Source organism: Vibrio sp. SCSIO 43009, from assembly GCF_023716525.1.
In the GTDB taxonomy this organism is placed as follows: domain Bacteria; phylum Pseudomonadota; class Gammaproteobacteria; order Enterobacterales; family Vibrionaceae; genus Vibrio; species Vibrio alginolyticus.
Genome location: NZ_CP071842.1, coordinates 1,069,029 through 1,093,167 on the forward strand (window position 1 = coordinate 1,069,029; position 24,139 = coordinate 1,093,167).

At 45.0% G+C, this 24,139-nt stretch carries 20 protein-coding genes, 1 tRNA gene and 1 riboswitch; of the genes, 14 read left to right on the plus strand and 7 right to left on the minus strand.

Annotated elements, in window-relative coordinates:
- The 6 genes from rsxD to J4N43_RS05110 form a co-directional block, all read right to left on the minus strand.
- Nucleotides 1-1,047, minus strand: a complete 1,047-nt coding sequence (gene rsxD, locus J4N43_RS05085; RefSeq protein WP_053349609.1) for an electron transport complex subunit RsxD — start codon at nucleotides 1,045-1,047, stop codon at nucleotides 1-3.
- Nucleotides 1,047-3,797, minus strand: a complete 2,751-nt coding sequence (rsxC, locus tag J4N43_RS05090; RefSeq protein ID WP_062730497.1) for an electron transport complex subunit RsxC — start codon at nucleotides 3,795-3,797, stop codon at nucleotides 1,047-1,049. Before rsxC ends, rsxD begins: the two co-directional genes overlap by 1 nt.
- Before the next feature lie 8 nt (nucleotides 3,798-3,805).
- Complete coding sequence (gene rsxB, locus J4N43_RS05095) at nucleotides 3,806-4,402, minus strand: electron transport complex subunit RsxB (RefSeq protein WP_005380760.1); 597 nt, start codon at nucleotides 4,400-4,402, stop codon at nucleotides 3,806-3,808.
- Nucleotides 4,403-4,405: 3 nt separating this feature from the next.
- On the minus strand, nucleotides 4,406-4,984 hold the full coding sequence (rsxA, locus tag J4N43_RS05100; RefSeq protein WP_005380762.1) for an electron transport complex subunit RsxA: 579 nt from the start codon (nucleotides 4,982-4,984) through the stop codon (nucleotides 4,406-4,408).
- Nucleotides 4,985-5,289: 305 nt separating this feature from the next.
- Entirely contained in the window at nucleotides 5,290-7,587 is a 2,298-nt protein-coding gene (gene pflB / locus J4N43_RS05105; protein WP_053349610.1) for a formate C-acetyltransferase, read from the minus strand.
- 350 nt (nucleotides 7,588-7,937) lie between these two features.
- Nucleotides 7,938-8,013, minus strand: a tRNA-Asn gene (locus J4N43_RS05110).
- 559 nt (nucleotides 8,014-8,572) lie between these two features.
- Here J4N43_RS05110 and uvrB point away from each other — a divergent pair.
- The 3 genes from uvrB (at nucleotide 8,573) to luxU (ending at nucleotide 12,641) form a co-directional block, all read left to right on the plus strand.
- Nucleotides 8,573-10,603: an excinuclease ABC subunit UvrB gene (uvrB, locus tag J4N43_RS05115; protein ID WP_017636056.1), complete on the plus strand. Its 2,031-nt coding sequence runs from the start codon at nucleotides 8,573-8,575 to the stop codon at nucleotides 10,601-10,603.
- 290 nt (nucleotides 10,604-10,893) lie between these two features.
- Nucleotides 10,894-12,300: a quorum-sensing sigma-54 dependent transcriptional regulator LuxO gene (gene luxO, locus J4N43_RS05120; RefSeq protein ID WP_005380768.1), complete on the plus strand. Its 1,407-nt coding sequence runs from the start codon at nucleotides 10,894-10,896 to the stop codon at nucleotides 12,298-12,300.
- Nucleotides 12,297-12,641: a quorum-sensing phosphorelay protein LuxU gene (luxU, locus tag J4N43_RS05125; RefSeq protein WP_005380770.1), complete on the plus strand. Its 345-nt coding sequence runs from the start codon at nucleotides 12,297-12,299 to the stop codon at nucleotides 12,639-12,641. The genes luxO and luxU overlap by 4 nt, the downstream gene beginning before the upstream one ends.
- Nucleotides 12,642-12,778: 137 nt before the next feature.
- Here the strand turns inward: luxU and J4N43_RS05130 are convergent, their stop codons facing one another.
- Nucleotides 12,779-13,675, minus strand: coding sequence for a YvcK family protein (locus J4N43_RS05130; protein WP_005388931.1), 897 nt, complete (start codon nucleotides 13,673-13,675; stop codon nucleotides 12,779-12,781).
- Between the two features lie 175 nt (nucleotides 13,676-13,850).
- Nucleotides 13,851-13,985, plus strand: a riboswitch (molybdenum cofactor riboswitch).
- On the opposite strand from J4N43_RS05130, the gene moaA reads away from it, so the two are divergent.
- From moaA to J4N43_RS05185, 11 genes are all read left to right on the plus strand, one after another.
- Nucleotides 13,974-14,963 (plus strand): GTP 3',8-cyclase MoaA, encoded by a 990-nt coding sequence (gene moaA, locus J4N43_RS05135; RefSeq protein ID WP_017636052.1) that lies wholly within the window; start codon nucleotides 13,974-13,976, stop codon nucleotides 14,961-14,963. Its footprint overlaps the riboswitch before it by 12 nt.
- 101 nt (nucleotides 14,964-15,064) lie before the next feature.
- Nucleotides 15,065-15,577, plus strand: coding sequence for a molybdenum cofactor biosynthesis protein B (moaB, locus tag J4N43_RS05140; RefSeq protein ID WP_005388935.1), 513 nt, complete (start codon nucleotides 15,065-15,067; stop codon nucleotides 15,575-15,577).
- Between the two features lie 26 nt (nucleotides 15,578-15,603).
- Nucleotides 15,604-16,083, plus strand: coding sequence for a cyclic pyranopterin monophosphate synthase MoaC (gene moaC, locus J4N43_RS05145; RefSeq protein ID WP_005380779.1), 480 nt, complete (start codon nucleotides 15,604-15,606; stop codon nucleotides 16,081-16,083).
- Nucleotides 16,080-16,337 (plus strand): molybdopterin synthase sulfur carrier subunit, encoded by a 258-nt coding sequence (gene moaD / locus J4N43_RS05150; protein ID WP_005388938.1) that lies wholly within the window; start codon nucleotides 16,080-16,082, stop codon nucleotides 16,335-16,337. Before moaC ends, moaD begins: the two co-directional genes overlap by 4 nt.
- A 1-nt stretch (nucleotide 16,338) precedes the next feature.
- Entirely contained in the window at nucleotides 16,339-16,794 is a 456-nt protein-coding gene (moaE, locus tag J4N43_RS05155) for a molybdopterin synthase catalytic subunit MoaE (RefSeq protein WP_017821374.1), read from the plus strand.
- 531 nt (nucleotides 16,795-17,325) lie between these two features.
- A complete protein-coding gene (locus J4N43_RS05160; RefSeq protein WP_158159715.1) occupies nucleotides 17,326-19,002 on the plus strand; it encodes an ABC transporter substrate-binding protein in 1,677 nt (558 codons plus the stop codon).
- A 128-nt stretch (nucleotides 19,003-19,130) separates the two neighbouring features.
- Entirely contained in the window at nucleotides 19,131-20,051 is a 921-nt protein-coding gene (gene oppB, locus J4N43_RS05165; RefSeq protein ID WP_005380786.1) for an oligopeptide ABC transporter permease OppB, read from the plus strand.
- Between the two features lie 15 nt (nucleotides 20,052-20,066).
- Nucleotides 20,067-20,969: an oligopeptide ABC transporter permease OppC gene (gene oppC / locus J4N43_RS05170; RefSeq protein ID WP_017633861.1), complete on the plus strand. Its 903-nt coding sequence runs from the start codon at nucleotides 20,067-20,069 to the stop codon at nucleotides 20,967-20,969.
- 27 nt (nucleotides 20,970-20,996) lie between these two features.
- A complete protein-coding gene (locus tag J4N43_RS05175; protein ID WP_005380792.1) occupies nucleotides 20,997-21,968 on the plus strand; it encodes an ABC transporter ATP-binding protein in 972 nt (323 codons plus the stop codon).
- Nucleotides 21,947-22,960, plus strand: coding sequence for a murein tripeptide/oligopeptide ABC transporter ATP binding protein OppF (gene oppF / locus J4N43_RS05180; RefSeq protein WP_005387265.1), 1,014 nt, complete (start codon nucleotides 21,947-21,949; stop codon nucleotides 22,958-22,960). Before J4N43_RS05175 ends, oppF begins: the two co-directional genes overlap by 22 nt.
- Before the next feature lie 167 nt (nucleotides 22,961-23,127).
- Complete coding sequence (locus tag J4N43_RS05185; RefSeq protein WP_053349611.1) at nucleotides 23,128-24,075, plus strand: glutathione S-transferase family protein; 948 nt, start codon at nucleotides 23,128-23,130, stop codon at nucleotides 24,073-24,075.
- Nucleotides 24,076-24,139 lie beyond the last annotated feature (64 nt).

Genomic DNA, 24,139 nt, shown 5'->3' on the forward strand with positions numbered 1-24,139 from the left:
TCAGTGACCGTAAGTTCTAGGTTTGGTGTAGTAATCGATCAGTGGCACACACATATTTGCAAGCAACACTGCAAATGCAACACCATCTGGGAAACCGCCCCAACTGCGAATGATAAAAACCAAAGCACCAATAAGCGCACCGAAGATTAAACGTCCTTTGACGGTGGTAGACGCCGAAACGGGATCGGTTGCAATAAAGAATGCGCCAAGCATGGTTGCACCAGATAACAAGTGTAAAATTGGCGACGCAGTTTCCCCTGGCGTCAGCAACGTGAACACTAGGCTAAACAGAGTCAGACTCGCAAGGAAACCTGCTGGAATATACCATTGGATGATACGCTTTTTGATCATGACTATGCCGCCAAGAAGGTAAGCAAGGTTTACCCATTGCCAACCAATACCACCTAAGCCATCAAATATTGGCTGCGACATTACTTCGCTTGGAGTGGCACCTGTAAGAATGCCAGTCTTAAATGCATCAAGTGGTGTCGCCATTGTCACGCCGTCAACTCCTGAGCGAACTTGCTGAAGTGATAAGCCGTCGTAATCATAGCCCGTAAAAATTAAAGAGAGTGTATCTGCAAAATTTACATGATCAGGTATGAGTGATGTCGGTGCACTCCAACTCGTCATTTGTACTGGGAAAGAGATCAACAAGACCACATAAGCGACCATTGCAGGGTTGAATAAGTTTTGTCCAAGGCCACCATAGAGGTGTTTAGCGATTACTATCGCAAAAATAAGCCCGATCACCATAATCCACCACGGAGACCATGGTGGTATAGCAACGGCTAACAACCAAGCGGTAACTATTGTACTGTTATCACGTAGCGCTCTCATTGGTGAGCGTTTACGACAGATCATGACTAAGGCTTCAAGGGATACAGCGACTGCAATGGCAAAAATCAGTTGAATAAGCGTACCCCAGCCAAAGAAGTAGGTTTGAGCTACTAAACCTGGAAGTGCGCAAAGTGCCACCCATTTCATTAAATCTGGCGTACTACGACGACTGTGGGTATGCGGTGAACTGGCAATAAAAAACGACACTACTCGTTCTCCTCAGTATTATTTTTATTAGCTTCTTGTTGCGCTTTGCGTGCCTTCGCGCGCGCAATTGCTGCGGCAACCGCGGCTTTCTTCGGATCCACTTCTGGTTCTTCGGAGGTTGCTTCTTCAACAGGCTCTGTTTGCGTTTCTTGCTTCGCTTTGCGCGCTTTGGCTCGAGCGATGGCAGCAGCCACGGCGGCTTTTTTCGGATCGTCGGTTTGCTCGGCACGTGCTTCAGCTTCTTCCGCTTCAGTTGAGTCTGCTTGTTTCGCTTTACGAGCCTTCGCGCGCGCAATTGCTGCGGCAACCGCGGCTTTCTTCGGATCCACTTCTGGTTCTTCGGAAGTTGCTTCTTCAACAGGCTCTGTTTGCGTTTCTTGCTTAGCTTTACGCGCTTTGGCACGTGCAATGGCAGCTGCCACGGCGGCTTTTTTCGGATCTTCGGTTTGCTCGGCTGGTGCTTCAGCTTCTTCCGCTTCAGCTGAGTCTGCTTGCTTCGCTTTTCGCGCTTTGGCTCGAGCAATTGCAGCGGCAACTGCGGCTTTTTTCGGATCGTCGGTTTGCTCGGCAGGTGCGTCAGCTTCTTCCGCTTCGGTTGAGTCTGCTTGCTTCGCTTTGCGCGCTTTGGCTCGAGCAATTGCAGCGGCAACTGCGGCTTTTTTCGGATCGTCGGTTTGCTCGGCAGGTGCTTCAGCTTCTTCCGCTTCAATTGAGTCTGCTTGCTTCGCTTTTCGTGCTTTGGCACGTGCAATCGCAGCAGCCACGGCGGCTTTTTTCGGATCGTCGGTTTGCTCAGCAGGTGCTTCAGCTTCTTCCGCTTCAGTTGAGTCTGCTTGCTTCGCTTTGCGTGCTTTGGCACGTGCAATGGCAGCAGCAACCGCGGCTTTCTTCGGATCGCCGTCTTGCTGTACAGACGTTTCCGATTCTACAGATTCAGTTGAATCTTCTTGTTGTGCTTTTTTCGCTTTAGCTCGGGCGATGGCGGCCGCAACTGCCGATTTTTTATCATCAGCGTTATTGTCTGGCGTTTCGCCTTGTTCTTTTTGCGCTTTACGTTCGCGAGCAAGACGTTTGCGTTCTTCGCGCAGTTTTGCCATTTCTGAGTTATCAGGTTCACTAGAGCCTGCTTTAGCTGCTGCCGCTTGTTTAGCCTTCGCTTTGGCAATGGCTGCCGCTACGGCGGGTTTTACTGCTGGCTCTGCTTTTTCAGTGGTTTCTGTCTTTTGAGCTTTCACTCGTGCGATCGCTGCTGCTATCGCATCATCGCTACCAGAAGACTTCATCTCTTTTCGGCGTTGATCGGCAGCTTTCTTGAAGCGATTTTCACGTTCTGCTTTTTCGCGTTCCATACGCGCTTTTTTCTCTTCAAAACGCAGTTTTGCTCGCTCTGCAGCTTCCGCTTCTTGTGCTCTAGTTCTAATTTCTGCTTTCGCTTGGCGGTAGTACTGTACGAGCGGAATTTCACTTGGACATACAAACGCACAAGCGCCGCACTCGATACAATCCTTTAAGTTTAATTCTTCGAGTTTGTCATACTCTTCAGCTTTCGCATGCCATTGCAGTTGTTGAGGCAGCAGCGAAGCAGGGCACGCTTCGGCACATTGGCTACAGCGAATACATTCCATCTCATACTGGTGCGGAGAGATCTCACGACGAGTCGGAGCAAGGATACAGTTTGCTGTCTTGGTAATCGGCACTTGGGAGTGAGGAAGGGTAAAGCCCATCATTGGCCCACCCATAATTAAACGCTGTAACTTCTTATCTGCTTTATAGCCAAACTCATCCAACAGTGCTTGTACTGGTGTCCCTAATAATGCCCAAACGTTGCGTGGTTGTTTGAAGGTTTTACCAGTGAGAGTCACGATGCGCTTTATCATCGGCTCACCGTCGATGACTGCGCGTTTTATAGCGTAAAGAGAACCAACATTCTGGACCAAAATACCAATATCGGCTGGAATCGCGCCACTTGGCACTTCTTTATTGGTTAAAATTTTGATCAGCTGTTTTTCACCGCCAGAAGGGTATTTAGTTGGGATAACGCGAATAACGATATCTTTGTTTATAGCCGCAGCTTCTAGCGCTTTGATTGCTTCTGGTTTGTTGTCTTCAATGCCAATAATCGTGAGCTTTGGTGTCAGGATATGTTCGACAATTTCGATACCTTGAATAAGCTCTTCGGCATGTTCTTGCATGAGCTTGTCATCAGACGTGATGTATGGCTCGCACTCTGCTGCATTAACGATAAGAATCTCGGTACGAGCAAAACCTGATTGGATTTTTTTTGCAGTAGGGAAGCCTGCGCCACCCATACCAGAAATACCAGCGAGACGAATAATATCAATCAGTGCGTCAGGGGTTTCTTGTTGGTAATCTGCGACGGGGTTTCTTTCACACCATGCATCTTTCCCATCAGGCGTGATGACTGCGCACAACTCACTTAACCCAGAAGGGTGCGCGACAGTTCGTGGCTCAATCGCGGTGAGCGTACCTGATGTTGGAGCATGCACTGGAACCGTAAAGCCGGTCTCCGATTGCGTTAATGGCTGACCTTTTAATACGTAGTCACCTTCGGCAACCAGTAGGTTACCCGCTTTACCAATGTGCTGTTTTAGCGGCAATACAATTTCTGACGGGATAGCCGCATGAGCGAGTTCAGTTTTGTTGGACTGCTTTTTATTTTCTGCCGGATGCACACCACCTGGGAAATCCCAAAGCGCGCCTGTACGAATTTGTTCAATCAAAGACAACATGTGAAACCTTACTTAATTGAATCTTTCACGTTCGCTGCATTGTCGGCAGCATCCGTAATGTTAAGTACCGGAATGGAGTGAAGTTGCCACTTCCAGCTTTCTGTGGTCGTTGCCACAGGAATCATTTCAATACAATCAGTCGGACATGGGGCAACACACAAGTCACAGCCCGTACATTCGTCTTTGATTACGGTATGGACCGCCTTTGTTCCGCCTACAATTGCATCCACCGGACACGCCTGAATACACTTAGTGCAGCCAATACACATGTCTTCATGAATAAACGCAACGGTTGGAATTTTGCTGTCGAGATCGTGCGCAGATTCTTCTGGCTCAACACCCATTAAGTCGGCGAGCTTTTCGATTGTTGCCTGACCACCAGGGGGACATTTGTTTATGTGGTCGCCATTTGCAATTGCTTCAGCATAAGGGCGGCAACCAGGGTAGCCACATTGACCGCATTGAGTTTGCGGTAAAATGGCGTCGATTTGATCCACAATAGGGTCCGCTTCAACTTTAAAGCGAATAGAAGCAAAACCAAGTATCGCGCCGAAAATCGCAGCCAGAACCGCTAACGCGATAATCGCAATTAAAATCGTACTCATCGCTTACTTCACCAAACCTGTAAAGCCCATAAAGGCGAGTGACATTAAACCTGCTGTAATCATTGCTATTGATGCACCTTTAAAAGGTACAGGAACGTCGGCGGCGGCTATGCGCTCTCGCATGGATGCAAAAAGTATCAACACCAATGAGAAACCAACAGCGGCGCCGAAGCCGTAGATGATCGATTCAATAAAGTTATGGTTTTCATTAATGTTAAGAAGTGCCACGCCCAATACTGCGCAGTTTGTTGTGATCAGCGGTAAGAAAATGCCAAGCAAGCGATAAAGCGTCGGGCTGGTTTTGTGCACAACCATTTCGGTGAACTGCACCACAACGGCTATCACCAAAATAAAACTCATGGTTCGAAGGTACTCAATACCTAGTGGACGAAGGATGTAGCTTTCCACTAAATACGCACACACTGACGCGAGCGTTAGCACAAAAGTTGTCGCTAAGCCCATACCTATTGCTGTTTCTAGTTTTTTGGACACACCCATGAAAGGACATAGGCCCAAAAACTTCACCAGTACAAAGTTGTTCACCAGCACAGTGCCGACCAACAACAAAACATATTCGGTCATAGTTATTACGTTCTTAAAATCCGATCTTGATATTATCGTGTTTTGTGACACCAATAACAACCAGTGAACGATGTGGTTTTACATACACGATGGAAAAATAGTCGTCTATTTGATCTATTTTGATGAATCAATAAGAAATTGAATCGTTTGCTGAATGTATTGTTAGCGAGAGGATACTACCTATTAATTTTCATCTAATGTGTGATTTTAAAAAAAGCCCGCCTCTCCCAGGTAGAAAAGAGAGGCGGGCAACGCATATTTACAAGCTAATTATTTAAACTTTCTGAGTGCTTGATGGACTGTGTTTATATCTTACTTGTGAAGGTACGAGTGATGACGTCTTGCTGTTGCTCTGTCGTTAGAGAGTTAAAACGTACCGCATAACCGGACACTCGAATCGTCAACTGAGGGTATTTCTCTGGATGTTCAACCGCATCCAATAACATCTCTCGGTCCAGAACGTTGACGTTAAGGTGTTGACCACCTTCAATCGCAATGCCCTCGTTGCTTGCTTCGTGATGGAAGTAACCATCCATTAGCGCAGCTAGGTTCTTCTTCTGACTCAAGTCATCTTTACCCAATGCGCTCGGCACAATTGAGAAAGTGTAAGAAATACCATCTTTAGCGTAAGCAAACGGTAATTTAGAAACCGATGCCAGAGACGCAACCGCCCCTTTTTCATCACGACCGTGCATTGGGTTTGCACCCGGTCCAAAAGGCATACCTGCGCGACGGCCATCAGGTGTATTACCCGTTTTTTTACCGTAAACCACGTTAGATGTGATTGTTAAAATCGATTGAGTTGGCACTGCTTCGCGGTAGGTGTGCATCTTCTGAATTTTCTTCATGAAGCGCTCAACTAGATCACAAGCGATGTCATCAACTCGGGCATCGTTGTTACCAAATTTTGGATAATCACCTTCGATTTCAAAATCAACGGCGATGCCATCTTCATCACGAACAGGTTTCACGGTCGCGTATTTAATTGCCGCCAAAGAGTCAGCGACAACAGACAGACCTGCAATACCACACGCCATGGTGCGGTGCACGTCGCGATCCATCAATGCCATCAGTGATGCTTCGTAGCTGTAACGGTCATGTGAGTAATGGATGATGTTCAACGCTGTGACGTATTGCGTTGCTAGCCACTCCAACATATTGTCGAAACGAGGCATCAAAGCGTCAAAGTCGAGAATTTCATCTTGAACTTTGTCCACTACCGGACCCACTTGCGCTTTCGATTTTTCATCGATACCACCATTGATGGTGTAAAGCAGTGCTTTTGCAAGGTTGGCACGTGCACCAAAGAATTGCATGTGCTGACCAACAACCTGCGGGCTCACACAACAGGCAATCGCGTAGTCGTCATTGTCGAAATCAGGACGCATTAGATCGTCGTTTTCGTATTGAACCGAAGAGGTATCAATCGACACTTTTGCAGCATATTGTTTGAACGCTTCAGGTAATTGCTCTGACCAAAGAATCGTCATGTTTGGCTCAGGAGCAGGGCCCATAGTATGTAGTGTATGTAAGTACCGGAATGTCGTTTTAGATACTAGCGTACGGCCATCAACGCCCATACCAGCCATGGCTTCGGTTGCCCAGATTGGGTCGCCAGAGAACAATGAATCGTATTCTGGTGTGCGTAGGAAGCGAACCATGCGTAGCTTCATGATGAAGTGGTCAATCATTTCTTGCGCTTGTGATTCATCAATCAAACCGTTTGCTATATCGCGTTCTAGATAGACGTCTAGGAAAGTCGAAGTACGGCCCAGTGACATTGCTGCGCCGTTTTGCGATTTAACCGCCGCTAGGTAGCCAAAGTAGGTAAATTGGATCGCTTCTTGTGCAGTTTTTGCAGGTAGCGACATATCAATGCCGTATTTCAGACCCATTTGACGAATGTCTTCAAGCGCTTGAACTTGATCGGCTATTTCTTCGCGCAGACGAAGTGTTTTCTCAAGATCGTTGCCTTGTTCTAAGAACGTTTGTGTTGAGTTGTATTGCTCTTTTTTGTCTGCTTTTAAGAAGTCGATACCGTATAGGGCGAGACGACGATAGTCACCAATGATACGACCACGGCCATAGGCATCAGGAAGGCCCGTGATGATGCCTGATTTACGACACGCCAGAATTTCTTGGGTGTAAAGGTCGAAACACGCTTTGTTGTGAGTTTTACGGTATTCAGTGAAGATTTTTTCAACCGTTGGATCTAGCTCGCGGCCATAAACTTCGCACGAGTTTTTTACCATGCGAATCCCGCCATTGGCGATGATTGCACGTTTTAGCGGTTGATCAGTTTGTAAGCCAACGATCTTTTCCAGATCTTTGTTGATGTAGCCTGCATCGTGGGAAGTGATTGTTGAGGGCAAGTCTGTGTCAAAATCAATAGGGGCGTGTGTGCGGCTTTCTTGTTTTATGCCTTCAAGCACTTGGTTCCATAACGCTGAAGTGGATTCGCTAACTTCAGCTAAGAAAGTCTCGTCTCCCTCATAGGGTGTATAGTTTTTTTGGATGAAGTCACGAGTGTTGACAGAGTTTTGCCATTCACCAGCAGTAAATCCAGCCCATGCATCTAGCATGTCAGTTGTCGGAATAGTCATAAGTAAATCCCTAAGTTATTGATAATTAGAATGGAGGCGACGAGTAGGACGGAACCATCCTTAACCCTTTTAATCGTATGGATTTATTTATTATGAGTAAAATGAATGCTTTTCATTTTTTTAATGATTAAATTGCATTAATAATAGATTCAACTATTTACGATTGTGTTTTGCTAGAAAAGAGACAGAATTAAATGTGTGGTGCTGTGAGAACACTATCTATGACAATGTTATGAGTTCTGTAATTTGAACTTATTTCGGTGTGATTTTATGGCGCCTAGATTGGCTTAGATTTCATGGCGATTAAGATACAAAAAAGCCGTGTCTTGCGACACGGCTTTTCTATAATCTGGCTCCTCCTGCTGGGCTCGAACCAGCGACCTGCGGATTAACAGTCCGTCGCTCTACCAACTGAGCTAAGGAGGAATTGCTTTGCTTGAAAGCGGGAAGAATCTTACCGAGCACTCAAACTACTGTCAACAGTAAAAAAATACATTTTTAGCAAAAAATATTGATTTAAGGGCTTTACTTTTCTGTATGGCTTGCCAATAAAGGCTCGAGGTTAGTTATCCACTAAATTTGTGGATAAGTATGTTGATGAGATCTGGGTAAAGAAAATTAATATGCAACTAAGTTTTTATTTAATGAATTTTTAGTCGGAGTTATGCGTAGAATAAGCAAATAAAACAGAGATTTATCGATGTTAATCAAAAGGTATTCAAAGTGGATAAAAATCAATCTTTTGGGGATAAGAAAGTTTTAAGCTAATTTTTGGGGAAAAGTTGTGGAAACTATAATGTAAAGAATGTGTGTAGCTCTTCAACTAGGGCGAAGTACTATATCAGAGTCACTTTTGTATGGCTATAGCATTCTAGACAAACAAGAAAATTTATTAACAATGATGGTTAAATTCTCGATAGACGTAGATTTCATTAGCTAAGGTGTATATATATACAGCCAAAGCGCAGTAAAATTGAGGAAGGGTATGAGTAAAGTCTATGAATTGGTCTCCGATTATCAGCCATCGGGCGATCAACCAGGAGCGATCAATCAGTTGCTTGAGGGGCTCGATGCTGGGCTAGCACATCAAACCTTGTTGGGGGTCACAGGCTCAGGTAAAACCTTCACACTAGCGAATGTGATTGCTCAAGCTCAACGACCTGCAATATTACTTGCGCCAAACAAAACGCTTGCTGCTCAGTTATATGGTGAGATGAAGTCATTCTTTCCTAATAATGCGGTTGAGTATTTTGTTTCTTACTACGATTACTACCAACCTGAAGCATACGTTCCCACAACAGATACTTTCATTGAAAAGGACGCTTCGGTTAACGCCCACATTGAGCAAATGCGACTGTCTGCCACTAAAGCTTTATTGGAACGGAAAGACGCTATTATCGTTGCTTCGGTTTCAGCTATCTATGGTTTGGGTGATCCGGAATCCTACTTACAAATGATGCTTCATTTGCGACGTGGAGATGTGATTGATCAGCGTGATATGCTTCGTCGCCTAGCGGAGCTCCAATACTCGCGCAATGATGTTGCTTTTGAGCGAGGGCAGTTCCGTGTACGTGGCGAGGTGATTGATATATTCCCTGCTGAATCAGACCAAGACGCTGTGCGCGTTGAGATGTTTGACGATGAGGTGGATTGCATCAGTGTGTTCGACCCATTGACAGGCGTGGTGAAACAACGAGACTTGCCGCGCTATACCATCTATCCCAAGACGCACTATGTGACGCCAAGAGATCGCATTCTTGAAGCGATTGAAAATATTAAAGTCGAACTAGAAGTGCGCAAAAAGCAGCTTCTAGATAACAACAAGCTACTGGAAGAGCAGCGAATTAGCCAGCGCACTCAATTCGATATCGAAATGATGAATGAGTTGGGCTTTTGCTCCGGTATCGAAAACTATTCTCGTTATCTCAGTGGACGCTCGGAAGGTGAGCCGCCACCAACCCTGTTTGACTACTTACCTCATGATGGCTTGTTGATCATCGATGAATCTCACGTGACAGTACCGCAGATAGGTGCCATGTATAAAGGTGACCGTTCGCGTAAAGAAACGCTGGTGGAGTTTGGTTTCCGTTTACCTTCAGCTTTGGATAATCGTCCACTGAAGTTTGAGGAGTTTGAAGCACTAGCGCCACAGACGATTTTCGTCTCTGCTACTCCTGGAAATTACGAACTAGAAAAATCGGCGGGTGATGTAGCGGATCAAGTCGTTCGTCCTACAGGCTTGCTTGACCCTGAGTTGGAAGTTCGCCCAGTAGCGACCCAAGTCGACGACCTATTGTCTGAGATCCGTATTCGCGCTGCTAAAGATGAACGAGTTCTGGTTACAACATTGACCAAACGAATGGCTGAAGATCTCACCGAATACCTTCACGAACATGATGTTAAGGTACGTTATTTACACTCAGACATTGATACTGTTGAGCGTGTGGAAATTATCCGTGACCTTCGCCTTGGGGAATTTGACGTGCTGGTGGGAATAAACTTATTGAGAGAGGGCCTGGATATGCCAGAGGTCTCGTTAGTTGCAATTTTGGATGCGGATAAAGAGGGCTTCTTGCGGTCTGAACGCTCACTCATTCAGACCATTGGTCGTGCTGCGCGAAACATCGAAGGTAAGGCGATTTTATACGCTGACCGAATCACCAACTCAATGAAAAAGGCGATGGATGAAACTAACCGTCGTCGCGAGAAGCAGGAAGCGTACAACGAAGAAATGGGTATTTCGCCACAAGCGCTCAAACGAAATATCAAAGACATCATGGAACTTGGCGATATCACTAAGTCTAAACGCCAGCGTAACACTAAACAGGTACCATTATCGAAAGTGGCGGAGCCTTCGCAAACTTACGAGGCACTGTCCCCTCAGCAGCTAGAAAAAGAAATCAGTCGACTGGAGGCAGCGATGTATCAGCATGCGCAAGATTTAGAATTTGAGTTAGCGGCACAAAAGCGTGACGAGATTGAAAAACTACGAGCGCAGTTCATCGCAAATAGTTGAACAAACTTACCGATTTAACTATCCAAGCATTTTAGGTCGCTTGTAAAAAAAGAAGCCAATAGGCAGTCGGGTCTATTGGCTTGTTTTGTGAACATATCGTTCACTAACAACGTCAGTTGGCTAGGTGACCCGAGGGGTCACTATCGTTACAGCATGGTTTGTGCCACTTTTTAAATAATTGATATTATTTTTGAATTTTTTCCTTTGCCCATAATTTAGCTAATGTTATTTGCAAAATGCAAAGCGTAATGCGATTATTGTTTAAAACACAACAAAATAATAGCTAGGTTATGCAACAAAAACCCGAAGGCCCAAAGTCTCGTTACCTTTTAATGGTCGAGGACACCGCATCTGTTGCGGCTCTGTACCGCTCATACCTGACACCGCTTGGCATAGATATCAATATTGTCGGCACAGGTAGGGATGCCATTGAGAGCCTAAATCATCGAATTCCAGATCTTATTTTACTCGATCTCCGTCTGCCAGATATGACGGGGATGGACGTTTTACATGCCGTTAAAAAGAGTCATCCCGACGTACCTATAATTTTTATGACCGCTCACGGTTCTATCGATACCGCTGTCGAGGCCATGCGTCATGGCTCACAAGACTTTCTAATTAAACCGTGTGAAGCAGACCGTTTACGTGTCACGGTTAACAATGCAATTCGTAAAGCGACCAAGCTAAAAAATGAAGCCGATAATCCAGGCAATCAGAGCTATCAGGGGTTTATCGGCAGTAGCCAAACCATGCAGCAGGTTTACCGTACGATAGATTCAGCGGCGAGCAGTAAAGCGAGTATTTTTATCACAGGTGAAAGTGGAACTGGTAAAGAGGTATGTGCCGAGGCTATTCACGCAGCAAGTAAACGTGGTGACAAACCTTTTATTGCAATTAACTGTGCTGCAATTCCAAAAGATTTGATTGAGAGTGAACTGTTTGGTCACGTAAAAGGGGCCTTTACTGGCGCTGCGAATGATCGTCAAGGGGCAGCTGAGTTAGCGGATGGCGGCACACTTTTTCTAGATGAGCTTTGTGAGATGGACTTGGATTTACAAACCAAGTTGCTACGATTTATTCAAACGGGCACATTCCAAAAAGTGGGTTCCTCAAAAATGAAGAGCGTGGATGTGCGCTTTGTTTGTGCCACTAACCGTGATCCCTGGAAAGAGGTACAAGAAGGTCGATTCCGTGAAGATTTGTACTATCGTTTGTATGTCATTCCTTTGCATTTACCGCCTTTACGCGAACGAGGCGAAGATGTTATTGAAATTGCATACTCACTGCTAGGTTACATGTCACACGAAGAAGGAAAAAGCTTCATACGTTTTGCGCCAGATGTCATCGAGCGATTCAACAGCTATGAGTGGCCGGGTAACGTTCGTCAGTTACAAAACGTGCTACGCAATATCGTTGTTCTAAACAACGGTAAAGAGATTACGTTGGACATGTTACCGCCACCGTTGAATCAACCGCTTGACCGTCCGTCGTCTGTGGCTAAATTAATTGAGCCGAAAGCGATGACCGCATCTGAGATTATGCCATTATGGATGACGGAAAAAATGGCAATCGAGCAAGCGATTGAAGCATGTGATGGCAATATTCCTCGAGCGGCGGGATACCTTGATGTCAGTCCGTCGACGATTTACCGCAAGTTACAGGCATGGAACGGCAAGGAAGAGCGGCAAAAAGTATGAGTGTAAATGTATTAAATCAGCAAAAAATAGATGAACTGTCGATGGAAATTGGCAGTGACAACGTACCTGTACTGTTCGATATCTTCCTAGGAGAAATGGATACCTATATCGAGAACTTATCCCAACTACAGGGGGCAGAGCGATTAGCTTACTCAAAAGAAATCAGCCACGCGTTGAAAAGTAGTGCTGCGAGCTTTGGGGCAGATCGCCTTTGTGAACTGGCGATGTCCATAGACAAAAAAGCGAAAGCCGGTGAGTTAACTGCGGAGTCTGAGGTGTTAGAGGTTATGTTCGATCTTTTGCACGAAACTCGAGATGCTTATCGCTCTTGGCGACAGTAGCTATTTATTCCTATTAACCATTTTTCTTAGTAAACATCTGTTCTTACTGGATGCCTGAACTAAAACCCTTCGATGACAGAAGGGTTTTCATTATCAATAAACAACTTAAAAGAGGGCGCTAGTCAGGTAACGTGCTCCTAGATAGAAAGTTGTAGCTGATTTTCAATCGCTAGTTTGAGCTTGTTTCTATCGTGACGCCAGTCTCGGTTAGAGGAGGCGAGTGACTCCGTCACTACATTCCATTGACTTAAGACGTCTTGCTCGGTTTTCTCTGCTAGAACCACGTCTATTTTTCTTCCTTGACAGGCACGTTCACACCATTCTAATTTTTGAGCCATCGTCATTCGTCCCGCTGGGCCGTATTCTGGACTCAGGTTAGCAACAAAAATGACTTTTGCTTTTGTGTTTGCTGCAATCGCTTTGCCGAGTTCAGGCAGCAATAAAGGAGGCATGATACTAGTTAAAAAACTGCCAGGGCCAAGAATAATCGCGTCCGCTTCCGCCAAAGCTGTGATGGCTTCTTTGGTAGCAGGCACTTCTGGTGAAAGATCCAAACGTCGCAAGTCTGCTTTCATTTCGTCGACATTTGTTTCTCCCGTAACCCACTTCCCATCTACGGATAACGCGGAAAGATCCGAAGGGTGTTCGGACATAGGAAGGATGTTAACGTCGACTTTTAACATATTGCGAATCAGATTAATGGCATCTAAAGGTCTGACCGATAAGTTATCGAGTGCAGTAAGCATCAAATTACCAAGATTATGACCATCAAGTTCGCCAGTGCCTTTGAAGCGATATTCAAACATCATAGAACTGATCGAAGGCTCTGTAATGAGCTGATTAATACAGTTACGTGTGTCTCCCCAAGCGATTCCTCCTTGGCAGTGACGAATTCTTCCTGTTGAACCACCATTGTCAGTCGTGGCAACAATCCCAGTTGCATTGCTGCCAAAATCTCGTAATGCGGCCAGCATTCGACCTAAGCCATGACCACCGCCAACAGCGACCACTTTTTTATCTGTGTAGATATTCATTATGTTCTTCTAATAATCTAATAAAAAACGGCTACAATTTATCTTAAGGAGTGTCTTAAAGGTACTCACTTAGCGGTAAATTGTGTCTCTAGAGAGTTTTTTATCACTCAAGTCTGGATTCCATTACAAATATTAAGTATTTTACACCGCAAAGCTATCAGAGATTTCATATCTCTGGTTGCCATAACTCCGAGCTCACTATTGCTAAGTCCTTGGATAAGCGTTTTGAGCCAGTGGCATACTGTCACAAGGGCATGATTGGAAATGGCCATGCCTCCCGTGTTTGGAAAGGTGTTCCGTGGCGCAACAATTCGAAGACAAATTTCATCGTAAGTTTTATTACTTGCGTCTGTCTGTGACCGACGTATGTAATTTCAAATGTACCTATTGCCTTCCTGATGGCTATAAGCCTTCGGGCAATAAAAACTCGTCTTTTTTATCTCTCCCTGAAATCAAACGGGTCGTAAAAGCATTCGCTGATTGTGGCACGTCAAAAGTGCGCATCACTGGTGGTGAGCCTAGCTTACGCAAAGATTTTACCGACATTATCCATTCAGTAGCGGCGACGCCTGGCATTCAAAAAGTTGCAACGACAACCAATGGCTATCGCATGGCAAAACAAGTCGCAGATTGGCGTGAAGCGGGTTTAACCCACATTAATGTCAGTGTGGATAGCCTTGACCCGCGTATGTTTCATCAAATCACAGGTGAAAATAAGTTTACTGAAGTCATGAATGGTATCGAACGTGCGTTCGAGGTCGGTTATGAGCAAGTAAAAGTTAATGTGGTGTTGATGAAAGATCTGAACCATCACGAGCTGCCAGCGTTTCTTAACTGGATAAAAGATCGTCCAATCCAACTGCGTTTCATTGAGTTGATGCAAACGGGTGAGATGGATGAGCTATTTAATAAGCACCATGTATCCGGAGTGGCAATTCGTAACCAGCTAATTGCAAATGGTTGGTTGCTGAAAGTGCGCTCGCATAATGATGGTCCTGCGCAAGTATTTGTTCATCCTGATTACAAGGGTGAAATAGGTCTTATCATGCCTTATGAAAAAGACTTTTGTGAAAGCTGCAACCGACTGCGCGTTTCTGCGATGGGTAAGCTGCACCTATGTCTGTTTGGAGACCATGGTGTAGAATTGCGTGATCTTTTGGAACGTGATGAGCAAGAGAGTGAGCTTATTGAACGTATCCAGGCGCAGTTACAAACCAAGTCGGTAAGCCATTTCTTGCATGATGGCAATACTGGTATGACGCCACACCTCGCGTCTATCGGCGGCTAACTTCATTCAACTTTTAGAGCGAGCTTAGTGATAAGCTGGCTCTAACTTTTTCCGAATCGATACCAAGCGTATCAAAGCTAATTAAGAGAATAGGTGAACAAATGGGTCACGCTGAAAGCAAATTCCAACCTGCAAATATTGCCGTTCTAACGGTATCTGACACTCGTACTGAAGAAAACGATACCTCTGGTCGTTACCTAGCTGAGCATGCTCAAGAAGCGGGTCACAACGTAGTAGACAAGCAAATTGTTATTGATGACATGTACAAGATCCGCGCGATTGTTTCTCAATGGATTGCTGATGAAAGCGTACAAGCGATCATGATTACTGGCGGTACAGGTTTCACCTCACGTGATAGCACGCCAGAAGCACTTAAGCCTCTATTTGATAAAGAAGTTGAAGGTTTTGGTGAGTTGTTCCGTATGGTGTCGTACGAAGAGATCGGTACGTCTACCATTCAGTCTCGTGCGATTGCAGGTTTTGCTAACCACACCGTGATCTTCGCAATGCCAGGTTCAACGGGTGCGTGTCGTACAGGCTGGACAAAAATTATTAAACAGCAGTTGGATGCAAGTCATCGCCCTTGTAACTTCATGCCACACCTATCTGTATAACCTTTCCTAAAAGCGAAGGAAAAACAATGACCCAATTTACACATATCAATGCTTCTGGCGAAGCAAACATGGTTGACGTGTCAGCAAAAACGGAGACGGTTCGTGAAGCTCGTGCTGAAGCATTTGTTCACATGGCCCCAGAAACACTTCAACTGATTGTCTCTGGCCAGCACCACAAAGGTGATGTATTTGCGACGGCTCGTATTGCTGGTATTCAAGCTGCGAAGAAAACCTGGGATTTGATTCCACTTTGTCATCCGCTACTACTCTCTAAAGTTGAAGTTCAACTGGAAGCTATCGAAGCAGAAAACAAAGTTCGCATCGAATCAGTATGTAAACTTGCGGGTAAAACTGGTGTGGAAATGGAAGCGCTCACGGCAGCTTCCGTTGCTGCTCTAACGATTTACGATATGTGTAAAGCAGTACAAAAAGACATGGTCATTGGTCAAGTTCGTCTACTAGAGAAAACGGGTGGTAAATCTGGTCACTTTAAGGTGGAATCATGATTAAAGTACTTTTCTTTGCTCAAACTCGCGAGCTGATTGGCATCGACAGTGTCGAGTTAGACGGGCCGTTTGAAACGGTTGAATCAATTCGTGCACATCTAGTGGAAGAAGGCACTAAGAAAGATGGCAAGTGGGATTTAGCGCTCGAGCCAGGAAAGCTACTTGCTGCAGTGAACCAATCCATCGTCCCTCTGGATACACAAGTAAAAGCAGGTGACGAAGTTGCGTTTTTCCCGCCGGTAACTGGGGGTTAAGATGGATTCTCGTGTTTCTGTACAAATTGAAGACTTTTCGGTTGAGCAAGAATATCAACGTCTATCTGAAGGGACGGCTGCCGGTGCTGTCGTTACATTCGTTGGTAAAGTTCGAGATATGAACCTTGGGGATAATGTCATTGGTTTACATCTAGAGCACTATCCGGGGATGACAGAGAAGAGCTTGAGCGACATTTGTGATCAAGCTGAGTCTCGCTGGCCACTATTAGGTGTACGCGTGATTCATCGCGTCGGAGACATGGATAGCGGTGATCAAATTGTATTTGTGGGCGTTTCCAGTGCGCACCGCGGCGCGGCATTTGATGCGTGCGAGTTCATCATGGATTATCTGAAAACCCAAGCTCCATTTTGGAAAAAAGAGCGTACGACGAATGAAGATCGTTGGGTTGAGTCGCGCGACACCGATCATCAAGCTGCACAGCGTTGGGAAAAATAGAACTAACCCGCATTCTAGTGAAAAAAGCTAAGTGCTAATGGTACTTAGCTTTTTTTGTATTTATCTTCATTGTATTGCTCACTTTGTTTCAATATTTCCTATCTTTTGTCTGGTGATATTCTTCACAATAAAAGTTTTTTGCCCAATATATAAACAATTATTTGTTAGACTTGATTTGTCATAAATGTTAAATGATGTGTAAATATCTAGCATAAGATGCTAGTAAATGGTTTAAACTCAGATTAATCGAAAGTTTCGCCTGTTAAATGTCGCTTCTGGTCTTTATTTGGCTGGTGAATGCTTTGGGGTTAGAGTTTACTGCTAGATATGTGTGGTTTAGTCAGCATTATTGGTTTTTTTGCTACATTTTTATGGCAAATTACTTCAATGATTGCTAATGTGTGCCGCAGTCTTTGTAAGGTTTTAGACTTTTGTGCTCAGAAAGTGCACTAAAAAAATCTAAAACTCTGACCGTTCCAGGCCCTTACAAAGAAGTCATGGATGCTAACGAAAAAATTTGGAGTTTTACGCATGTATAAGAATAAAATCACGCGCGCTTTATTTATTGGTGCTGGTCTTTCTCTCGCTCTAGCTGGTTGTGGTGAAAAGCCTGCGGAGAAACAAGCTGCTGAGCCTGCTCCGGCTCCAGCCCCTGAAGCTAAATCTGATTCTAAAGAGCCAAAACTTGCTGCTGTTCAAGAATTGGTGCGTGGTAACGGTACAGAAGTTGCGACAATAGACCCTCATAAATCTCAAGGTGTTCCAGAATCCCACGTGATTCGCGATCTTCTTGAAGGCCTTGTAAACCAAGATGCGGACGGTAACACTATCCTTGGTGTTGCAGAATCTTGGGAAACTGAAGACAACAAAACATACACTTTCCACTTACGTGAAGACGCAAAATGGTCAAACGGTGATCCTGTCACTGCAGGTGATTTCGTTTACAGCTTCCAACGCGCAGTCGATCCAGCAACCGCCTCTCCATATGCTTGGTACATGGAATACACCAAGATGAAGAACGCAAAAGACATTGTTGCGGGTAAAAAAGATAAGAGCGAGTTAGGTGTTAAAGCGGTTGACGATCACACGTTAGTGGTTGAGTTAGATACTGCAGTACCATATTTTGTAATGATGATGGGCCACACGACAGTGAAACCTGTTCATCAAGCAACTGTTGAAAAGTTCGGCGATCAATGGACGAAGCCAGAGAACTTTGTAGGTAACGGTGCTTATGTTGTTGACAACTGGGTTGTAAACGAGCGTTTGGTTCTAAAACGTAACGAACAGTACTGGGACAACGAAAACACGACGCTTGACCAAGTTACTTTCCTACCAATCGAGAACCAAGTAGCGGAAATGAACCGCTTCCTAGCGGGTGAAATCGACTTCACGAACGAGCTGCCTACAGAGCACTTCAAGCGTCTGAAGAAAGAGCACCCACAAGAAGTGTCTGTAACCGGTAACTTATGTACTTACTACTACATCTTCAATACGAAGAAAAAGCCGTTTGATGATGTTCGTGTGCGTAAAGCGATTTCTTATGCGATTGACCGTAACATTGTGACTGATGCGATTTTAGGTCAAGGTCAAAAGCCAGCTTACTTCCTAACACCTGAAATTACGGCAGGTTTCAACCCAGAAATTCCTGCATACGGCAAAATGACGCAAGAAGAGCGTAACGCAGAAGCTGCGCGTCTATTGGAAGAAGCGGGTTACGGCGCAGACAACCCTCTTGAATTTAACCTTCTATACAATACATCAGAGAACCACAAGAAACTTGCGGTTGCACTGGGTTCAATGTGGAAGAAGACGCTTGGTCTAGACGTTACGCTAGAAAACCAAGAGTGGAAAACTTACCTATCTACCAAAGATTCTGGCAACTTTGAGGTTGCTCGTGCAGGTTGGTGTGGCGACTACAACGAAGCTTCATCTTTCCTAACGCTGATGATGAGTAATAACACTACTGGTGGTATTCACTACGACAGCAAAGAGTACGATGCGATCATGAACAAAGCATTTGCTTCAACTTCTGACGAAGAGCGTCAAGCGCTTTACCTAGAAGCAGAGAAGTTGATGGCAAAAGATATGCCAATCGCACCTATCTACCAGTACGTGAAATCACGTCTACTATCACCGAAAGTTGGTGGCTTCCCAATAAATAACGCGGAAGACAAGATTTACTCTAAAGATCTCTACATCACAGAGTAATTCGTAACTCGATAGAACTATAAAAATGAGGCTCTACATGTGAGAAATTGCATGTAGCGCCTATCTTTAGTCCAAAAGAATTGGACGACTTCTTTAATTTAACTGTCACAGACTGAAAGAGTGAGTTTATGCTTAAATTCATCGCAAAAAGGATATTTGAGGCGATCCCAACAATGTTGGTTTTGATCACCGTATCTTTCTTTCTTATGCGCTTTGCACCGGGAAACCCTTTCTCGACAGAGCGTCCATTGCCACCCGAAGTAATGGCAAATATCGAAGCTAAATATGGCTTGGATAAACCTGTATTTGAACAATACACCACGTATTTGACCAATGTTATCCAAGGTGATTTCGGACCGTCATTTAAATACCTTGATTACTCAGTAAACGAGCTGATCGCGGTTGCCTTACCTGTTTCGGCTAAAGTGGGCTTCATCGCCTTTATCTTTACTTTGATAATGGGGGTTACCGTCGGTACCATTGCTGCGCTCAAGCAAAATACTTGGATTGATTACACCATTATGTCGACTGCGATGCTTGGTGTCGTAATGCCATCCTTTGTATTAGCGCCTGCGCTTATCTACATATTCTCGCTTCATTGGAATATCTTCCCTGCGGGCGGTTGGCAAGATGGTAGCTGGCAGTATTTAGTGCTTCCTGTTATTGGTATGTCGCTACTGTATGTTGCTACCTTTGCTCGTATCACGCGTGGTTCGATGATCGAAACCCTAAACAGTAACTTTATTCGTACGGCACGTGCTAAAGGTCTAAGTTACCGTTATATCATTATCAAACACGCTCTTAAGCCGGCACTTCTCCCTGTTGTTTCTTACATGGGCCCAGCTTTCGTAGGTATCATCACCGGTTCCGTTGTTATCGAAACCATTTTTGGTCTGCCTGGTATTGGTAAACTATTCGTTAACGCTGCGTTTAACCGTGACTACTCGCTAGTAATGGGGGTAACCATTCTGATTGGTTTCCTATTCATTCTATTCAACGCGATTGTAGATATTTTACTTGCGATGATTGACCCGAAAATTCGCTACTAACAGGGACGTTTGGTTATGTTAACGAAAAAAGAAAACCTAGAAGCGATTGAGAAATTCTCCGAAAACTTGGAGATTGAAGGTCGCAGTCTTTGGCAAGATGCTCGTATCCGTTTCATGCGCAACAAAGCGGCGATGGTGAGCTTATTCCTTCTTGTTCTAATGACGTTGGCGGTTATTATCCTGCCAATGATCGCTCCGTACACATTTGATGATACTGACTGGTACGCGATGCACGTTGCACCGAATGCTGACCATTGGTTTGGTACTGACAGCTTAGGCCGTGATTTATACGTGCGTACGCTAATTGGAGGTCGTATTTCGTTGATGGTAGGTGTTATGGGTGCATTTGTAGCGGTACTGATTGGTACGCTCTACGGCGCAGCATCTGGTTTCATCGGCGGTAAAGTTGACCGCGTAATGATGCGTATTCTAGAAATTTTATACGCGGTACCGTTTATGTTCCTGGTGATTGTACTGGTAACATTCTTCGGTCGTAACATCATGCTGATCTTCGTTGCGATTGGTGCTATCGCATGGCTAGATATGGCGCGTATCGTACGTGGTCAGACTCTTAGTCTACGTAGCAAGGAGTTTATCGAAGCGGCACATGTGTGTGGTGTAAGCAACTGGAAAATCATTACTCGTCATATCGTACCGAACGTACTGGGTATTGTAGCGGTATACTCTACGCTGCTTATCCCAAGTATGATTCTAACGGAATCATTCCTATCATTCCTTGGTCTTGGTGTTCAGGAACCAATGACAAGTTGGGGCGCTCTTCTACAAGAAGGTGCACAGACAATGGAAGTAGCAATCTGGCAGCTGGCATTCCCAGCAGTGTTCATGGTTGTGACGCTATTCTGCTTCAACTACGTTGGTGACGGCCTGCGCGATGCGCTGGATCCAAAAGACAGATAATTAAAAGATAAGATTAAGGAAGCAATGATGAGCTTATTAGATGTCAAAGATCTGCGCGTCGAATTCACCACGCAAGATGGTATCGTAACCGCAGTAAACGATTTGAACTTTTCTCTAAACCAAGGCGAAACCTTAGGTATCGTTGGAGAGTCGGGATCAGGTAAATCTCAAACCGTATTCGCAATCATGGGCCTTTTGGCTAAGAACGGTATTATTTCTGGTAGCGCAAAGTTTGAAGGCAAAGAAATCCTAAACTTACCAGAAAAAGAACTGAACAAAGTGCGTGCGGAACAGATCGCAATGATCTTCCAAGACCCAATGACATCACTGAACCCTTACATGAAAGTGAGTGATCAGTTGATGGAAGTGCTTATGCTGCACAAAGGCATGGGCAAAGCGGAAGCATTTGAAGAATCAGTACGCATGCTGGAAGCGGTAAAAATCCCTGAAGCGCGTAAGCGTATCACGATGTACCCGCATGAGTTTTCAGGCGGTATGCGTCAGCGTGTAATGATCGCGATGGCGTTGTTATGTCGTCCTAAACTGCTTATTGCCGATGAGCCAACAACAGCACTTGATGTGACGGTACAAGCACAGATCATGGACTTGTTGAATGAGCTGAAATCTGAGTTCAACACAGCGATCATCATGATCACGCACGACCTTGGTGTGGTTGCAGGTTCGTGTGACAAGGTGCTGGTGATGTATGCAGGCCGTACTATGGAGTACGGTAACGTAAACGAAATTTTCTACAATCCAAGCCATCCTTATGCGGAGGGGCTGCTGAAGGCGATTCCTCGCCTCGATACTGAGGGTGAAATTCTGCCGACCATTCCTGGTAATCCACCAAACTTGCTTCGTCTACCGCCGGGCTGCCCTTATCAAGAGCGCTGTCACCGTGTGATGGATCGTTGTAAGCGCGAGGCGCCAATTCTGACACCATTTGGTGATGGTCGTCAGCGTGCATGTTTTTCTGAATGGGAGGCTTGGAACAAATGAACGCAGTAGACAAAAAACTAATTCTGGACATTTCTGAGCTGAAAGTTCACTTCAGCATTGCCTCAAAGTCGGCATGGCCGTGGTCAAAGCCTTCGAGCCTGAAAGCGGTAGATGGCGTGAACGTTCGACTATACGAAGGGGAAACGCTTGGTGTAGTAGGTGAATCAGGTTGTGGTAAATCGACGTTTGCTCGTGCCATCATTGGTCTGGTTGAAGCTACTGACGGCCAAGTAGTTTGGTTGGGTCAAGACCTTACTAAAATGAAAAGCGTTCAGCGCCGTGAGACGCGTAAAGAAATTCAGATGATTTTCCAAGACCCATTGGCATCGCTGAATCCGCGTATGACTGTTGGTGATATCATTGCTGAACCTCTTGAGACATTCTATCCAGAACTGTCTAAGCAGGAAGTGAAAGATCGCGTTAAAGAGATGATGGCGAAAGTTGGCCTATTACCTAACGTGATTAACCGTTACCCACACGAGTTCTCGGGTGGTCAGTGTCAGCGTATCGGGATAGCGCGTGCGCTTATCCTTAAGCCTAAGATGATCATTTGTGACGAGCCAGTATCGGCGCTTGATGTATCTATTCAAGCTCAGGTTGTTAACCTGCTTAAAGAGATTCAAAAAGAGTTAGGGCTTTCTCTGGTATTCATTGCGCATGACTTGTCTGTCGTTAAACACATTTCAGATCGCGTTTTAGTTATGTATTTAGGTAATGCCGTGGAACTTGGCGAGGCCGAGGCTCTGTTTGCTGATCCTAAGCACCCATATACGCGTGCGCTGATGTCTGCGGTTCCGATCCCGGACCCGGATATTGAGCGCAATAAGAAAATCCAAATGCTAGAGGGTGATCTTCCTTCACCTATCAACCCACCGTCGGGTTGTGTATTCCGCACTCGTTGCCCACAAGCAACCGAAGAGTGTGCGAAGACAAAGCCAACCATTTTAGGTAATGACGTTCACGCGGTATCTTGTTTACACGTTAGTGTATAAATTCAGCCTGTGACGGGCTTAAGCGCGACACCTTCATCGGGTCGCGCTTTTTTTATGTGTCTGATTTATACATTCGAATTTCTTGAACATGATGTCCTAAGTTCGATGATTCTCTGTTTGATAGGAAACGCTAATATAGACACAAACAGAACGAGAGGAGAGCAATCATGGGTAAGTTGGTTGAAGGTGTTTGGCAAGATGTCTGGTATGACACAAAATCAAATGGTGGCAAATTTGTGCGCGAAGATGCCGGATTCCGTAACTGGGTTAAAAACGACCCTGATGCGGAGTTTACACCAGAGTCCGGTCGATACCATTTGTATGTCTCTCTTGCTTGTCCGTGGGCACATCGAACCCTCATTTTCCGCAAGCTGAAAGGTTTAGAACCACATATTGATGTCACGGTCGTTTGCCCTGATATGCTCAGCCAAGGTTGGCAAATGGGGCTTCCTGAGCCATTGTTTGGTCACACGCGCATGTATCAAATTTACACGCAGGCCAAACCCGATTACACGGGCCGCGTAACCGTGCCTGTACTTTGGGATAAAAAGACCAATACTATTGTGTCAAACGAGTCGTCAGAGATCATTCGTATGTTTAACTCGGAGTTCAATGCGTTAACAGGGAATCGCGACGACTACTATCCAGAACATCTAAAACACGTTATTGATGAGTGGAACGATTTTGTTTATCCGAATGTCAACAACGGAGTGTATCGTTGTGGCTTCGCGACTACGCAAGAGGCGTATGAAGAAGCGTTTGATTCTTTGTTTAATGCATTAGATAAAATCGATGCTCACCTAGCTACGCATCGTTACTTAGCAGGGAACACAATTACTGAGGCGGATTGGCGTTTGTTTACGACTCTTATTCGTTTTGATGCGGTGTATGTGGGGCATTTCAAGTGTAACAAGCAGCGCATCGCAGACTACGAAAATATACAAGGCTACTTAAAAGAGTTGTATCAAGTAAAAGGCGTCGAAGATACGACGGATTTCTATCACATTAAACGCCACTACTACTTCAGCCACACTGGGATTAATCCGACGCAAGTTGTACCAAAAGGGCCTGATTTAGACCTAAATACTCCTCATGGAAGAGAAAGGATTGGCTAGTTTGCTGCTTCCATCGCAAATGAAAAAGTACTTAACGGTTAGCAATGCCGTTAAGTACTTTTGT

Coding starts and splice junctions, on each gene's coding strand:
- rsxC (WP_062730497.1), bottom strand. CDS start 3,797: ATGTTGTCTTTGATTGAACAAATTCGTACAGGCGCGCTTTGGGATTTC.
- rsxB (WP_005380760.1), bottom strand. CDS start 4,402: ATGAGTACGATTTTAATTGCGATTATCGCGTTAGCGGTTCTGGCTGCG.
- rsxA (WP_005380762.1), bottom strand. CDS start 4,984: ATGACCGAATATGTTTTGTTGTTGGTCGGCACTGTGCTGGTGAACAAC.
- pflB (WP_053349610.1), bottom strand. CDS start 7,587: ATGACTATTCCGACAACTGACATGCTAGATGCATGGGCTGGATTTACT.
- uvrB (WP_017636056.1), top strand. CDS start 8,573: ATGAGTAAAGTCTATGAATTGGTCTCCGATTATCAGCCATCGGGCGAT.
- luxO (WP_005380768.1), top strand. CDS start 10,894: ATGCAACAAAAACCCGAAGGCCCAAAGTCTCGTTACCTTTTAATGGTC.
- luxU (WP_005380770.1), top strand. CDS start 12,297: ATGAGTGTAAATGTATTAAATCAGCAAAAAATAGATGAACTGTCGATG.
- J4N43_RS05130 (WP_005388931.1), bottom strand. CDS start 13,675: ATGAATATCTACACAGATAAAAAAGTGGTCGCTGTTGGCGGTGGTCAT.
- moaB (WP_005388935.1), top strand. CDS start 15,065: ATGGGTCACGCTGAAAGCAAATTCCAACCTGCAAATATTGCCGTTCTA.
- moaC (WP_005380779.1), top strand. CDS start 15,604: ATGACCCAATTTACACATATCAATGCTTCTGGCGAAGCAAACATGGTT.
- moaD (WP_005388938.1), top strand. CDS start 16,080: ATGATTAAAGTACTTTTCTTTGCTCAAACTCGCGAGCTGATTGGCATC.
- moaE (WP_017821374.1), top strand. CDS start 16,339: ATGGATTCTCGTGTTTCTGTACAAATTGAAGACTTTTCGGTTGAGCAA.
- J4N43_RS05160 (WP_158159715.1), top strand. CDS start 17,326: ATGTATAAGAATAAAATCACGCGCGCTTTATTTATTGGTGCTGGTCTT.
- oppB (WP_005380786.1), top strand. CDS start 19,131: ATGCTTAAATTCATCGCAAAAAGGATATTTGAGGCGATCCCAACAATG.
- oppC (WP_017633861.1), top strand. CDS start 20,067: ATGTTAACGAAAAAAGAAAACCTAGAAGCGATTGAGAAATTCTCCGAA.
- J4N43_RS05175 (WP_005380792.1), top strand. CDS start 20,997: ATGAGCTTATTAGATGTCAAAGATCTGCGCGTCGAATTCACCACGCAA.
- oppF (WP_005387265.1), top strand. CDS start 21,947: ATGGGAGGCTTGGAACAAATGAACGCAGTAGACAAAAAACTAATTCTG.
- J4N43_RS05185 (WP_053349611.1), top strand. CDS start 23,128: ATGGGTAAGTTGGTTGAAGGTGTTTGGCAAGATGTCTGGTATGACACA.